General features: G+C 67.4%; 13 protein-coding genes. 7 read left to right on the forward strand and 6 right to left on the reverse strand.

Annotated features, from left to right (window positions below; translation table 11 throughout):
• Positions 1-900 carry a 4-hydroxy-tetrahydrodipicolinate synthase gene (gene dapA, locus AC1DTF_RS11185; RefSeq protein ID WP_477474114.1) on the forward strand — a complete coding sequence of 300 codons (900 nt, stop codon included), beginning with the start codon at positions 1-3 and terminating at the stop codon, positions 898-900.
• Entirely contained in the window at positions 897-2,573 is a 1,677-nt protein-coding gene (locus AC1DTF_RS11190) for a ribonuclease J (protein ID WP_057168735.1), read from the forward strand. The genes dapA and AC1DTF_RS11190 overlap by 4 nt, the downstream gene beginning before the upstream one ends.
• On the opposite strand, the gene AC1DTF_RS11195 is transcribed toward AC1DTF_RS11190, so the two are convergent.
• The 5 genes from AC1DTF_RS11195 to AC1DTF_RS11215 form a co-directional block, all read right to left on the reverse strand.
• The gene (locus AC1DTF_RS11195; RefSeq protein ID WP_477474115.1) at positions 2,570-3,445 is read right to left on the reverse strand and encodes an SAM-dependent methyltransferase; all 876 of its coding nucleotides are present in this window, start codon (positions 3,443-3,445) and stop codon (positions 2,570-2,572) included. The genes AC1DTF_RS11190 and AC1DTF_RS11195 overlap by 4 nt on opposite strands.
• Positions 3,445-4,263 carry a mycofactocin-coupled SDR family oxidoreductase gene (locus tag AC1DTF_RS11200; RefSeq protein ID WP_057168737.1) on the reverse strand — a complete coding sequence of 273 codons (819 nt, stop codon included), beginning with the start codon at positions 4,261-4,263 and terminating at the stop codon, positions 3,445-3,447. The genes AC1DTF_RS11195 and AC1DTF_RS11200 overlap by 1 nt, the downstream gene beginning before the upstream one ends.
• Before the next feature lie 8 nt (positions 4,264-4,271).
• Complete coding sequence (locus AC1DTF_RS11205; RefSeq protein WP_057168738.1) at positions 4,272-4,586, reverse strand: putative quinol monooxygenase; 315 nt, start codon at positions 4,584-4,586, stop codon at positions 4,272-4,274.
• Positions 4,587-4,654: 68 nt separating this feature from the next.
• Positions 4,655-6,868: a SulP family inorganic anion transporter gene (locus AC1DTF_RS11210; protein WP_477474116.1), complete on the reverse strand. Its 2,214-nt coding sequence runs from the start codon at positions 6,866-6,868 to the stop codon at positions 4,655-4,657.
• Between the two features lie 110 nt (positions 6,869-6,978).
• Complete coding sequence (locus AC1DTF_RS11215; RefSeq protein ID WP_477474117.1) at positions 6,979-7,404, reverse strand: DUF2834 domain-containing protein; 426 nt, start codon at positions 7,402-7,404, stop codon at positions 6,979-6,981.
• Positions 7,405-7,500: 96 nt separating this feature from the next.
• On the opposite strand from AC1DTF_RS11215, the gene AC1DTF_RS11220 reads away from it, so the two are divergent.
• Positions 7,501-10,032, forward strand: a complete 2,532-nt coding sequence (locus tag AC1DTF_RS11220; protein WP_477474118.1) for an FtsK/SpoIIIE family DNA translocase — start codon at positions 7,501-7,503, stop codon at positions 10,030-10,032.
• On the opposite strand, the gene AC1DTF_RS11225 is transcribed toward AC1DTF_RS11220, so the two are convergent.
• Positions 10,029-10,553, reverse strand: a complete 525-nt coding sequence (locus tag AC1DTF_RS11225; RefSeq protein WP_057168742.1) for an amino-acid N-acetyltransferase — start codon at positions 10,551-10,553, stop codon at positions 10,029-10,031. The two genes, AC1DTF_RS11220 and AC1DTF_RS11225, sit on opposite strands and share 4 nt — an antisense overlap.
• Positions 10,554-10,595: 42 nt before the next feature.
• On the opposite strand from AC1DTF_RS11225, the gene pgsA reads away from it, so the two are divergent.
• The 4 genes from pgsA (at position 10,596) to pspM (ending at position 13,272) form a co-directional block, all read left to right on the forward strand.
• On the forward strand, positions 10,596-11,189 hold the full coding sequence (pgsA, locus tag AC1DTF_RS11230) for a CDP-diacylglycerol--glycerol-3-phosphate 3-phosphatidyltransferase (RefSeq protein WP_477474119.1): 594 nt from the start codon (positions 10,596-10,598) through the stop codon (positions 11,187-11,189).
• Between the two features lie 43 nt (positions 11,190-11,232).
• The gene (gene clgR, locus AC1DTF_RS11235; RefSeq protein WP_057168744.1) at positions 11,233-11,541 is read left to right on the forward strand and encodes a transcriptional regulator ClgR; all 309 of its coding nucleotides are present in this window, start codon (positions 11,233-11,235) and stop codon (positions 11,539-11,541) included.
• An 88-nt stretch (positions 11,542-11,629) separates the two neighbouring features.
• The gene (pspA, locus tag AC1DTF_RS11240) at positions 11,630-12,439 is read left to right on the forward strand and encodes a phage shock protein PspA (RefSeq protein ID WP_477474120.1); all 810 of its coding nucleotides are present in this window, start codon (positions 11,630-11,632) and stop codon (positions 12,437-12,439) included.
• An 8-nt stretch (positions 12,440-12,447) separates the two neighbouring features.
• On the forward strand, positions 12,448-13,272 hold the full coding sequence (gene pspM, locus AC1DTF_RS11245; RefSeq protein WP_057168746.1) for a phage shock envelope stress response protein PspM: 825 nt from the start codon (positions 12,448-12,450) through the stop codon (positions 13,270-13,272).
• The last annotated feature ends 2 nt before the right edge of the window (positions 13,273-13,274 follow it).

The following is a 13,274-nucleotide window of genomic DNA, read 5'->3' on the forward strand; positions in this document are numbered from 1 at the left end:
GTGAGCACCGGTGGAATCGACGTGAGCGCGCGCTTGGGCAGCGTGCTGACTGCCATGGTGACGCCGTTCGGCCCGGACGGCTCGGTTGATCTGGCTGCTGCCAAGAAGGTAGCGAAGCATCTGGTCAACTCGGGCTGCGACGGACTGGTGATCTCCGGGACCACCGGGGAATCGCCCACCACCAACGATGACGAGAAGATCGCGCTGCTCGAGGCCGTTCTGGAAGCGGTGGGTGACCGCGCCCGCATCATCGCCGGGGCCGGCAGCTACGACACCGCGCACAGCGTGCACCTGGCCAAGGCCAGCGCCGCCGCCGGCGCGCACGGTCTGCTGGTCGTCACCCCGTACTACTCGCGTCCGTCGCAACGCGGCCTGGAGGCCCACTTCACCGCGGTCGCCGACGCCACCGAGCTCCCCGTGGTGCTCTACGACATCCCGCCGCGCTCGATCATCCCGATCGACTGGGACACCCTGCGGACCCTGTCGGAGCATCCGAACATCGTGGCGGTCAAGGATGCGAAGGGCGACCTGCACGGCGCCGGCCAGTTGATGGCCGAGACCGGCATTGCCTACTACTCCGGTGACGATGCGCTCAACCTGCCCTGGCTGGCGATGGGCGCAGCCGGTTTCATCAGCGTCTGGGGCCATGTGGCCGCCGGGCAACTGCGGGAAATGTGGTCGGCGTTCAATTCCGGTGATGTCGCCACCGCCCGCAAGATCAATACCACCCTCGGCCCGCTGTACTACGCGCAGTGCCGGCTCGGAGGCGTCACCATGTCCAAGGAAGGGCTTCGCTTGCTCGGCATCGACGCCGGCGATCCGCGGTTACCGCAGATCCCGGCCACCCCGTCCGAGATCGAAGAACTGGCCGCCGACATGCGGTCGGCCGGCGTGCTGTGAGCACCGACCTGGCAGCTCCGGGGCCGCTGGCCCCCGGCGGTCTGCGGGTGACCGCACTGGGCGGGATCAGCGAAATCGGCCGCAACATGACGGTTTTCGAGCATCTGGGCCGGCTGCTCATCATCGACTGCGGTGTGCTGTTTCCCGGCCACGATGAGCCGGGCGTCGACCTGATTTTGCCGGATCTGCGTCATGTCGAGAACCGCCTGGACGATATCGAGGCGCTGGTGCTCACCCACGCCCACGAGGACCATATCGGCGCCATTCCGCACCTGTTGAAGCTGCGCGCCGACATCCCGGTCGTCGGGTCCCGCTTCACGCTCGCGCTGGTCGCCGAGAAGTGCCGCGAACACCGCATCAAGCCCAAGTTCGTCACCGTCGCCGAAGGCGAGCGCAGCACCCACGGGGTGTTCGAATGCCAGTACTTCGCGGTGAACCACTCCATCCCGGACGCCCTCGCGATCGCGGTGCACACCGGCGCAGGCACCGTCCTGCACACCGGTGACATCAAACTCGACCAGTCGCCGCCCGATGGCCGGCCCACCGATCTGCCCGGGATGTCGCGACTCGGCGACGCCGGGGTGGACCTGTTCCTCTGCGACTCGACCAACGCCGAGCATCCCGGTGTCAGCCCGTCCGAGAGCGAGGTCGGACCGACCCTGCACCGGCTGATCCGCGGTGCCGACGGCCGCGTCATCGTGGCGTGCTTCGCCTCCAATGTGGATCGCGTGCAGCAGATCGTCGACGCCGCCGTGGCACTCGGACGGCGGGTCTCCTTCGTCGGCCGGTCCATGGTGCGCAACATGGGCATCGCCCGCGAACTGGGCTTCCTGAAGGTCGCCGACGAGGACATCCTGGATATCGCCGCCGCGGAGATGATGCCGGCGGACCAGCTGGTGCTGATCACCACCGGCACCCAGGGTGAGCCGATGGCGGCATTGTCGCGGATGTCCCGCGGCGAGCATCGCAGTATCACCTTGACCGCAGGCGATCTGATCATCCTGTCCTCGTCGCTGATCCCCGGCAACGAGGAAGCGGTGTTCGGTGTCATCGACGCGCTGTCCAAGGTCGGTGCCCGGGTCGTTACCAATGCCCAAGCGCGCGTGCATGTTTCGGGACATGCCTATGCCGGTGAACTGCTCTTCCTCTACAACGGGGTCCGTCCCCGCAACGTGATGCCGGTGCACGGCACCTGGCGCCATCTGCGCGCGAACGCCGCACTCGCGGTGCGGACGGGTGTCCCACCGGAGAACGTGGTGCTCGCCGAGAACGGTGTCAGCGTCGACCTGGTGAACGGGGTGGCCTCGATCGCCGGCGCCGTGCCGGTGGGCAAGATGTTCGTCGACGGACTCGTCACCGGTGATGTCGGTGAGTCCACTCTCGGCGAACGGCTCACGCTGTCCTCGGGCTTCGTGGCCATCACGGTGATCGTCCGCAGGGGCACCGGCAAGTCGGCCGGTCCCGCCCACCTGCACTCACGCGGGTTCTCCGAGGACCCCAAGGCACTGGAACCGGTGGCCGTCAAGGTGGAGGCAGAGCTGGAACGCCTTGCCGCAGATCAGGTCACCGATCCGGCGCGGATCGCACAGGCGGTGCGGCGCACCGTCGGCAAGTGGGTGGGCGAGACCTACCGGCGCCAGCCGATGATCGTGCCGACCGTCATCGAGATCTAGTCCGAACGCACCGCCACAGCGGTCCATTCGATGGGCGAGGCGCTGATCGTGCGCCCCGTGGGCCGGATGTAGAGATCCCGGTAGTAACTGGGGCCGACCTGTTCGACCACCCGCCAGCCGTAGCCGCGCAGGATCTCCTCGACACGTTCGGGTTCCATCCCGGTCTTCCAGACCTGCCGGCGCTTCCGGAACTTCCGGTAGACCGCTTCGGCGCCATGGAGATTCGTGCCGTCGATGAAGTCCTGCCGCACGTAGGTGAAGACCAGACGGCTGCCCGGCACGACGGACCGCAGCTGTTCGAACGTGCCGTGTACCGCTTCCGGGGTGAGGTACTGGGTGACGCCTTCCCAGATGAACAGCGACCGCCCGGTGTCGCGAAACCCGTTGTCGGCCAGCACGGTCATCACATCGTCACGCTCGAAATCCACGCCCGCCAGATGCACCGATGCGGGTATGCCGCCCAGGGCGCGTTGCACCGCGGCGGTCTTGCGTTCGATGTTGACGGGCTGATCGACCTCGTAGACGGGCAGATCGCTGTACCGGGCGATCCGGTACGGCCGGGTGTCCAGCCCCGACCCGAGGATGACGACGGTGTCGATCTCACTGGCCGGGTCGGACACCTTGTCGTCGATGAACCGCTTGCGGCAGGCGATGCCGGCCCACAGACCCGGACCGGCGCGTTCGGAGGCCGCGATCATCGCCGCACGCAGCGGACCGGACCGGGTCAGCCGCACCAGGGTACGCAGCCCGGCGGGCAGGAACGATTCGGCCAGATCGTCGTCGACCAGCCGCCGGCCGGGTGCCTCGTTGTGTTCGACGGCAGCCAGCACCATCGGCCCGAAGGCCGTCTGCGCAGCCGGGTTCGATGCCACTAGCGTTTGTTCACGTACCCGGCGTCCAGCGGCAGCGCGACCCCGGTGACGTAACGGGAGGCATCGGTGACCAGCCAGAGCACCGCATTGGCGATGTCCTCGACCTTCAGCGTCTGCACCGGCAGGGCGTTGGACATGTCCGGCCCGCGCTGGGACTGCTGGGCCATGCCTTCGAGCCAGCTGCGGGTGAAGTCGTTGTCGATCATCGGGGTGTCCACACCGGCAGGGTGGATCGAATTCACCCGGATGTTGAACTGTGCCAGCACATTCGCATACACCCGCATCAGGCCGACGATGCCGTGCTTGGCGGCGGCGTAGCCGACCGAGCCCGCGATGGGGGAGCCCAGCCCGACCAGTCCGGCCACCGAACTGGTCAGCACGATCGAACCACCGTTGCCGAACTTCACCATCGGTTTCATCGCCACATCCACGGTGTTGTAGACGCCGGTGAGGTTCACATCGATCACGTCCTGCCAGGCGTCCTCACCGGCCATCGGGGCGATCCCGGCGTTGGCGATGACGATGTCCAGACGGTCCCCGAGTAGCTCGGTTCCGGCACGTAGCGCGCTCTTGAGCGAATCACGTTCGCGGACATCGGCTTCAGTGGCATAGATACGCGCCCCCGTTTCCTCGACGAGTTTGACCGTGGCCGCGAGGTCATCGGGGCTCGCCAACGGGTAGGGCACCGAGGCGATCTGGTCGCACAGATCCACGGCGATGATGTCGGCGCCCTCGGATGCCAGCGTCACGGCGTGCGCGCGACCCTGGCCGCGCGCCGCCCCGGTGATGAACGCGACCTTGCCGGATAGGGATCCCATGTCCGCGACTAGCCGCGCAGCTGACCCTTGGCGGGATCCCCGGCGACAACCGGCGTCAGCATCTTGATGTCGGGCGCGCCGTCGAGGTGTTCACCCACCGCGCCGAACAGCTTGCCGATGGCGGGCGCGGTGCTGTGCGTCTTGAGTGCGTCGGCGTCGGCCCACTGTTCGACGAACACGAAGGTGCCGTCGGCCTCGTGCAGCGAGTACAGCTCGCAGCCCGGCTCGCCGTGCACCTCGGCGATGGCATCGGTACAGGCCGCGCGGACGAGGTCCACGGACTCGGGCTTGGCGGTCATGGTGGCGACGACGACAACAGGCATACAGGAGCTCCTCGATGAGTCTGACTGAACACAGTCACCGTACTGTCTGCCGCCGGGGCCCTCACGGGTTACCGGGGTTCGGCCGGCTCGAGGTCCTCGGCGGAGGTGAATTCGACGAACGCATCGGCGCTCACGTGGAAGAGCCGCGCGGTGGGCAGGTCGAGGAACAGGCCCACGACCGTCACCGTTCCATCGGCGATGCGGGGTCCCGCCAGTGGATGCCGCTGCAATCGTTCCAGCTGGATCGCCACGTTCACCGCACTGAGGGCGTCTGCCTCCTCCAGTCCGGCGTCGCGGGCGGCCGCGGCAACGGGGTGGCCCTCGCGCAGCGCCGTCAGGCTGGCGTCGCCTTCGTGCAGCCACTCCCGGACGGCGCCGTCGCAGTCACCGCTGAGCAGGTCGTGCATCGCCTCGCACCCCGAGTGGCCGCAGACCACGATCGATGTCACCGCCAGCGGGCCGAGGGCGTATTCCAGCGCCGACTCGACCGACAGGCTGCCGTGGCCGGTGGGTACCAGGTTGCCGACATTGCGGACGTTGAGCACGTCGCCCGGGCCGCCGTCGAGAATCAGGTTGGGCAGGATGCGCGCATCGGAACAGCTCAGCAGCATCGAGTGTGGTTGGTGATCGGCCGCCATCTCGGCCATCTGCCCCCGCACCAGGGGCGCGATTCCGTTCTTGAAGCGTTCTACTCCGCCTGCCAGCTGCGGTGGCCAGATCAGCCGCAACGCCGAGACCGCGCGGCGGCCCTCGGTATCGCGACGCGGTGGTGAGCTGGACGCGAAGATCATTCGGGCCGTACCGGTCTCGGTGATATCGATGGTCGCGCCGCCGGCCCGATGCTGGCGGATCCAGTCTTCGAGGGTCTCCATGGCGGCGTGGTCGAGGTAGTCGACATTCAGATCGATCAGGACATCGGCGCCGTCGGGCACGCTGGCCAGCGCGGCCGACAGTCGCGGCAGTGCGAGGAAACTGCAGGAGCCGCTGATCGTGACCTGCCAGCGTGCCTGCCTGCCGTTGGGTGCGCGCAGTTCCTCGGCGTCGATGCTGACCCGGATGATGCGCCAGGCGGCGAAACCGATGGCGAGGGCCAGACCGATCGCCACCCCCTCGAGCAGGTTGAGGAACACCACCGACAGCAGCGTGACGAGGTAGATCAGCAGTTCGCCGGTGCGCCGCGCCAGGTTGACGTGCGCGAGCTTGACCAACTGGATACCGATGACGATGAGCAGGCCGGCCAGCGCGGCCGACGGGATCATCTCCACCACGTTGACGAAGAACACCGAGAAGATCAGTAGCCAGACGCCGTGCAGGGCCGCCGATGCCCGTGTCTTCGCCCCGGCCCCGACGTTGGCGGTGCTGCGCACGATCACACCGGTGACCGGGAGTCCGCCCAGCAGGCCGGACGAGACGTTGGCGGTGCCCTGGCCGAGGAGTTCGCGATTGAAATCGGTGCGCGCACCGGTGTGCATCTTGTCCACCGCGGTCGCCGACAGCAGGCTCTCGACGCTGGCGATCAGCGCGACGGTCAGCACGGCCACGGAGATGGAGGTCCAGCTGCCCGTCGGCATCGTGGGCAGGCCGATGGCGTCGATCACCGAGGCGTCCAGCTGGATGCGTTCGACCGAGGAGAACCAGAGGTAGGACATCGCGGTCGCGGTGACCACGGCGGCCAGCGCGCCGGGCACGGCCTGCACCGGCTTGGGCAGGTACTTCCAGCCCAGCATGATGGCGATGACGGTGACACCGATGATCATCGGCGCCACGTGCAGTGAGCCCAGCTGAGCGGGCAGTCCGGTGAGGTTCTGCCAGGCATTGCTGGCCGGGCCGCCGCCGAGCAGCACGTGTACCTGCTGCAGGGCGATGGTGATACCGATGCCCGCCAGCATCGCGTGCACGACGATCGGGGCGATGGCCAGCGCGGCGCGGGCGACGCGACTCAGCCCGAACAGGATCTGCAGCACGCCCGCGGCCGCGGTGATCGCGCAGGTGGCCTTCCATCCGAAGGTGACCACCAGCTCGGCGACGACCACAGTGAGGCCGGCTGCCGGCCCGCTGACCTGCAACGGGGATCCGCCGACGACGGCGCAGACGATGCCGCCGACGATCGCGGCGATCAGGCCCGCCACCACCGGCGCCCCCGAGGCGACCGCGATACCGATGGACAGGGGCAGGGCCACCAGAAACACCACCAGCGAGGCCGGGACGTCATAGCGAAAGACTGTGTGTAACAAAGATTTAACGTCTTGCTGAGGCGCGTTCGGAGGGGTCACCGGCTCCACGGTACCGACGGTTGCGGAATCCGTCGGCGCCGGCGACCGTGACCCTGATTACGTTTCTTTCGCACCAGTTCGTGGGCATGAAAGCAGGCTGCGGATTTCGTTGTCGCGTGTTACAGCACGTTCACCCAGACGGTCGCACCCAGCACGCCCACGGCGACGGCGACCAGCAGCACCTTGTCGATCGCGGTCAGTTGATCCGGGTAGGTGCCACCGGTCCGGAGTTCGCGGGCGATGAGGAACAGCGGGAAGGTGACACTGATGGCTATCAGTAGGCCGCCGGCGACATACGCCCAGACAAACGGGATGCCGTGCTTGCGTGCCTCGATCACCATCAGGATGCTCACGGCGAGAAACAACAGCAGTATGTCCACGGTGATGGAGCGGGTCCCGGCGTTGACCTTCAGATCAGTCAGGAAGTCGCCGAGGAAGGTGGCGGGGGAGTCCAGGTAGGCGATGTTCTGACTCCAGGTCGCGACCAGCGCGATCACGGCGATTACGGCGTAGATCCCGCATCGGATCTTGCTGACTGTGGTCATTCGGGCAGGTTAGGCCGAAATCGGGCATATTGATGCACTTCTGTGACCCGTGTGGCAGATGGTGAAATTGGGGCGCAAGCGACTAGGCTGACACCCATGGCTAATAAGACCGCCGCCCGGTCCGGAGCCCGTTCGAGCAGGTCAAAGGCCAGTTCCAGCTCGCGGACCGGATCGAAGCCGGCCCGCCCGGCGGCTCCTCGCCGCAAGCCGGCGCCCCGACGTCAAACCTCGCGCTTCGCCTCCGCGGGCTCCGCAGTGGGCCGAGGCACCCGCGCCGGCTGGCTGATGGTGGCCAAGGGCGCCGGTTCCACCGCCCGCTCCGTCGGCCGCGCCCGCGACCTGGAACCCGGCCACCGTCGCGACGGGATAGCGCTGGCGCTGCTCGGCATCGCCGTCGTCGTCGCCGCGAGTTCATGGTTCGACGCGGCGCGACCGGTCGGCGGCTGGATCGACACCGTCGTGCGCACCGTCATCGGTGGTGCGGTGGTGCTGGTGCCGATCATCCTGGGCGTCATCGCCGTGACGCTGATGCGCACCGAACCCGATCTCGACGCCCGGCCGAGGCTCATCCTGGGCACGGCGATGATCGCTCTGCCGGTGCTCGGTCTGTGGCATATCTGGTCCGGCGCCCCGCTCGATCCGGCGGCGCGGCGCGATGCCGCCGGCTTCATCGGCTTCGTCCTGGGCGGGCCGCTCTCGGACGGGCTGACGGTGTGGATTGCCACCCCGCTGCTCGTCATCGGCGTGCTGTTCGGTCTGCTGCTGCTGACCGGAACGACCATCCGCGAACTGCCCGAGGCGTTGCGCTCGATGTTCAGCACTCGCGGATACGACGATTACGACGACGAGTATGACGACGAGAACGCCGAATACGACGACGAGGCCGCCACCGAGGACTTCTCCGACGGCTACTACGACGATGACTACGGTGACGCCCAGCAATGGCCGACCCCCGAGCTGCCCGCCGGTTCGCCGCTGGACAACTACCCGCTGCCCGAGGTGGCGGACACCCCGACCATCCCGGAACCCGTTGCGGCCAAACCGCGTAAGCCCAAGGCCGACCCGCCGAAGAAGCCGAAGAAGGCCGAGGAGACCCTGGTCATGGACCGGGTGGTCGAGGGCCCCTACGTGCTGCCGTCGCTGGGGCTGTTGGTCGCCGGTGATCCGCCGAAGACGCTCACCGCCGCCAACGAGACCATGAAGGACGCCATCACCTCGGTGCTGCAGCAGTTCAAGGTCGACGCCGCCGTCACCGGTTGCCTCCGCGGGCCGACCGTCACCCGCTACGAGGTCGAACTCGGTCCCGGCGTCAAGGTCGAGAAGATCACTGCCCTGCACCGCAATATCGCCTACGCGGTGGCCACCGAGAGCGTCCGCATGCTGGCGCCCATCCCCGGTAAATCGGCGGTCGGCATCGAGGTGCCCAACACCGACCGCGAGATGGTGCGCCTGGCCGACGTGCTGACCGCGCCGACGACACGGGCCGATCACCACCCGCTGGTGATCGGGCTCGGCAAGGACATCGAGGGCGAGTACGTCAAGGCCAACCTGGCGAAGATGCCGCACCTGCTGGTGGCCGGTTCCACCGGCTCGGGTAAGTCCAGCTTCGTGAACTCGATGCTGGTGTCTCTGCTGGCGCGGGCCACCCCCGAAGAGGTCCGGATGATCCTCATCGACCCGAAGATGGTGGAACTGACGCCGTATGAAGGCATTCCGCACCTGATCACACCGATCATCACCCAACCCAAGAAGGCCGCCGCGGCGCTGGCCTGGCTGGTCGAGGAGATGGAACAGCGCTACCAGGACATGCAGGCCTCGCGGGTGCGTCATATCGACGTGTTCAACGAGAAGGTGCGCTCAGGGGAGATCACCACACCGCTGGGCAGCGAGCGGGTCTACAAGCCCTACCCCTACATCCTGGCGATCGTCGACGAGCTCGCCGATCTGATGATGACGGCTCCGCGCGAAGTCGAGGAGTCCATCGTGCGGATCACCCAGAAGGCCCGTGCCGCCGGTATCCACCTGGTGCTGGCCACCCAGCGGCCCTCGGTCGATGTCGTCACCGGTCTGATCAAGACGAATGTGCCCTCGCGGCTGGCGTTCGCCACCTCGTCGCTGACCGATTCGCGCGTCATCCTGGACCAGCCCGGTGCCGAGAAGCTCATCGGTATGGGCGACGGGCTGTTCCTGCCGATGGGTGCGAACAAGCCACAGCGCATGCAGGGCGCGTTCATCACCGACGAGGAGATCCAGGCCGTCGTCGAGGCCACCAAGGCGCAGGCCGAACCCGAGTTCGTCGAGGGTGTCACCAAGGCCAAGCCGACCGGCGAACGTACCGACGTGGATCCCGACATCGGCGACGACATGGATGTCTTCCTGCAGGCCGTCGAGCTGGTGGTCTCGAGCCAGTTCGGGTCCACCTCGATGCTGCAGCGCAAGCTGCGGGTCGGCTTCGCCAAGGCGGGCCGGCTGATGGACCTGATGGAGACCCGCCAGATCGTCGGGCCGTCGGAGGGCTCCAAGGCGCGCGAGGTGCTGGTCAAGCCCGACGAACTGGCGGGCACCCTGGCGCTCATCCGCGGCGGCGCGGACGCCAACGGCGCCGACGCGGAGGACGACGACTTTTAGGTCTGGTGCGCCGGGAGGGTGAGCAGCATCCGGGAGTTGCCGAGAATGTTGGGCTTCACGTAGGAGAGGTCCAGGAACTCGGCCACACCGGTGTCATAGGACCGGCACATCTCCTCGTAGACCTCCGCGGTGACCGGGGTGCCCTCGATCTCGGTGAAGCCATGCCTGCCGAAGAAGTCGGTCTCGAAGGTCAGCACGAAGATCCGGCGCAGGTGCAGATCCCGCGCGACCTTCAGCAGCTGGGCCACCACGCGGTAACCGACACCGTGTCCGCGCACCTTGGGATTGACCGCCACGGTGCGCACCTCGCCGAGATCGGCCCACAGCACGTGCAACGCCCCGCAGCCGACGATCTCGCCGGCCAGCTCGGCCACCCAGAACTCCTGGACCGCCTCGTACAGCGTGACCAGGTTCTTTTCCAGCAGAATCTTGCCCGCATAGATGTCCACGAGCGCCTTGATGGCCGGCACATCGGACGTATTGGCACGACGAACCGTCACCTGTTCAACCACCTCGCTCACAGCAGCGAGAGTATCGGTTCGCGCTACCGATATTCTGTTGCGGTGCCGGGCCAATCAGATACCGATCCAGTGGTGCCCCGGGCGTCCGTCGCGAACGTCGCCAACCTGTTGACCGGCATCCGGTTCCTGCTCGTCCCGGTGTTCGTGGTGGCGCTGTTCGTCGGGGACGGTCATCAGACATTCTGGCGAACAACCGCTTTCGTGGTCTTCGCGGTGGCCGTCATCACCGACCATTTCGACGGGGCCCTGGCGCGGGCCTACGGCATGGTCACCGAGTTCGGGAAACTCGCCGATCCGATCGCGGACAAACTGCTCATCGGGTCCGCGCTGATCGGGCTGTCGATGCTCGGCGACCTGCCCTGGTGGATCACCGGGGTCATCATGGTGCGCGAGATCGGCGTCACCGTGCTGCGGCTGGCGGTGCTGCGGCACGGAGTCATCCCGGCCAGCCGGGGCGGCAAGCTGAAAACGCTGGTCCAGGCTGTGGCGATCGGCCTGTTCATCCTGCCGATATCGGGTGCCTGGCTCACCGTGGCCATGGCGATCATGTTGCTGGCGGTGCTGCTGACGGTGCTCACCGGGGTGGACTACGTCGTCTCGGCGGCGCGTGACTCCCGGACCCGCCCGGCAACCTGAGGGATTCGGGAACCAGCGGCCACCCGGTGGCGTTGATCCTTGTATGACGACACTGATGCGCGAGGTGATCGGCGACGTGCTGCGCGAAGCCCGGACGACTCAGGGTCGCACCCTGCGTGAGGTGTCCGATTCCGCGCGGGTCAGCCTGGGCTACCTGTCCGAAGTGGAACGTGGCCGGAAAGAGGCCTCCAGCGAGCTGCTCAGCGCCATCTGCGACGCCCTCGACATCCCGATGTCGCGCGTGCTCTTCACTGCCGGTGAGCAGATGGCCCGACAAGAGGGCGGCGTCACCGGTATCGACGCCACCACCAAGGTCGTGATTCCGCAGGTTGTGTCCATGGCGGTGGCCTGACCGGGTGCTGAACCGATAGGTTGGCACCCAAAGAAGTTCCCACTGCAGTAGTGCGCACACTCGAACTTATGTAAGGCGGAATGAACCCATGGCCAATCCGTTCGTCAAGGCGTGGAAATACCTCATGGCGCTGTTCAGCTCGAAGGTCGACGAATACGCCGACCCGAAGGTGCAGATTCAGCAGGCCATCGAGGATGCTCAGCGCCAGCATCAGGGGCTGACCCAGCAGGCCGCCCAGGTCATCGGCAACCAGCGTCAGCTGGAGATGCGGCTCAACCGTCAGCTCGCCGATATCGAGAAGCTGCAGGCCAATGTCCGCCAGGCTCTGACGCTGGCAGATCAGGCCGCCGGCACCGGCGACGCCGCCAAGGCCACCGAATACACCAACGCCGCCGAGGCGTTCGCGGCCCAGCTGGTGACCGCCGAGCAGAGTGTCGAAGACCTCAAGTCCCTGCATGACCAGTCGCTGCAAGCCGCCGGACAGGCCAAGAAGGCCGTCGAGCAGAACGCGATGGTGCTGCAGCAGAAGATCGCCGAGCGCACCAAGCTGCTCAGCCAGCTGGAGCAGGCCAAGATGCAGGAGCAGGTCAGCGCCTCGCTGCGGTCGATGAGCGAGATCGCCGCGCCGGGCACCACGCCCAACCTCGACGAGGTGCGCGAGAAGATCGAACGTCGCTACGCCAACGCGATGGGCGCCACCGAGCTGGCGCAGAACTCGGTGCAGGGCCGGATGATGGAAGTCCAGTCCGCCAGTGTGCAGATGGCCGGACACTCCCGCCTCGAGCAGATCCGTGCGTCCATGCGCGGTGACGCGCTGCCGTCCGGTGGGGCCGCCACGCCCGCCACGCCGGCCGCCAATCCGCCCGCCGCTGCACCCGAAAACCCCCTCCAGCAATAGGTTTGGACATGGCGACGAATCCGAGAGCAGGGCGCCCGCGCGGCTGGCGAGCGCTGGCCGAGCGTGGCGTGCAGGGCGGTATCGACACCGCTGCCGAGTTCTCCGGTGTGCTCGCCCAGAAGCTCGCCGCCCTGGCCGATCCGCGCGCCAAGTTGCTGCGCAAGCGGCGGTGGGCGCTGCGGCTGGCAGTGTTCTTCGGTGTCAGCAGCCTGTTCTGGATCCTGGTCACCGCGGTGCTGGCGTCCTGGAGCACCCCGGTCTGGGCACTCATCGTCACCGGCGTGATCGCCGCCGGCGCCGCCTTCCCGGCGACGCTGCTGTTCCTGCGCTACCGCTGGCTGCGCGCCGAACCACTGCCGGTCGGGCCGACGGCCCGCCGGATGCCGCCCTTCGGGTCGGCGGCCCGTAAACCGATGGCCGCCCTGGCGTCCTCGGAACGGGGCCTGTTCTCGCTGCTGGGTGTGCTCGAACGCGGCCGGCTGCTGCCCGCCGCGGAACTGCGCGAGATCGCGGACACGGCCGGGCAGACGGCCGCCACCATGGCGGTGACCGCCAACGAGGTAGTCGCGATGGAGCGGGCAGCCGCGGCGTCCCCGCAGTCGCGGGCCCATCTGACACCCACCATCCAGGCGTTCACCGTGCAGCTGCACCAGGGCGCCCGCCAGTACGACGAAATGGTCACCGCTGCAGCGCAGTTGGTGTCCTCGGTGAATGCGGGTGCGAACAATCCGCTGGCCGGCCGGCGCTACCGCGACGAGCTCGTCAATGCGACCGATCGGCTGCAGGGCTGGGCGCAGGCCTACAGCGAGTTGGGACAGCTGCGCGGCGCCTAGAC

Source organism: Mycobacterium sp. P4_H6, from assembly GCF_056400845.1.

Excerpts from the sequence above, each read along its gene's own strand:
- AC1DTF_RS11200 (WP_057168737.1), bottom strand. The coding sequence starts at position 4,263 with ATGGGATCCCTATCCGGCAAGGTCGCGTTCATCACCGGGGCGGCGCGC.
- AC1DTF_RS11205 (WP_057168738.1), bottom strand. The coding sequence starts at position 4,586 with ATGCCTGTTGTCGTCGTCGCCACCATGACCGCCAAGCCCGAGTCCGTG.
- AC1DTF_RS11215 (WP_477474117.1), bottom strand. The coding sequence starts at position 7,404 with ATGACCACAGTCAGCAAGATCCGATGCGGGATCTACGCCGTAATCGCC.
- AC1DTF_RS11220 (WP_477474118.1), top strand. The coding sequence starts at position 7,501 with ATGGCTAATAAGACCGCCGCCCGGTCCGGAGCCCGTTCGAGCAGGTCA.
- clgR (WP_057168744.1), top strand. The coding sequence starts at position 11,233 with ATGACGACACTGATGCGCGAGGTGATCGGCGACGTGCTGCGCGAAGCC.
- pspA (WP_477474120.1), top strand. The coding sequence starts at position 11,630 with ATGGCCAATCCGTTCGTCAAGGCGTGGAAATACCTCATGGCGCTGTTC.
- pspM (WP_057168746.1), top strand. The coding sequence starts at position 12,448 with ATGGCGACGAATCCGAGAGCAGGGCGCCCGCGCGGCTGGCGAGCGCTG.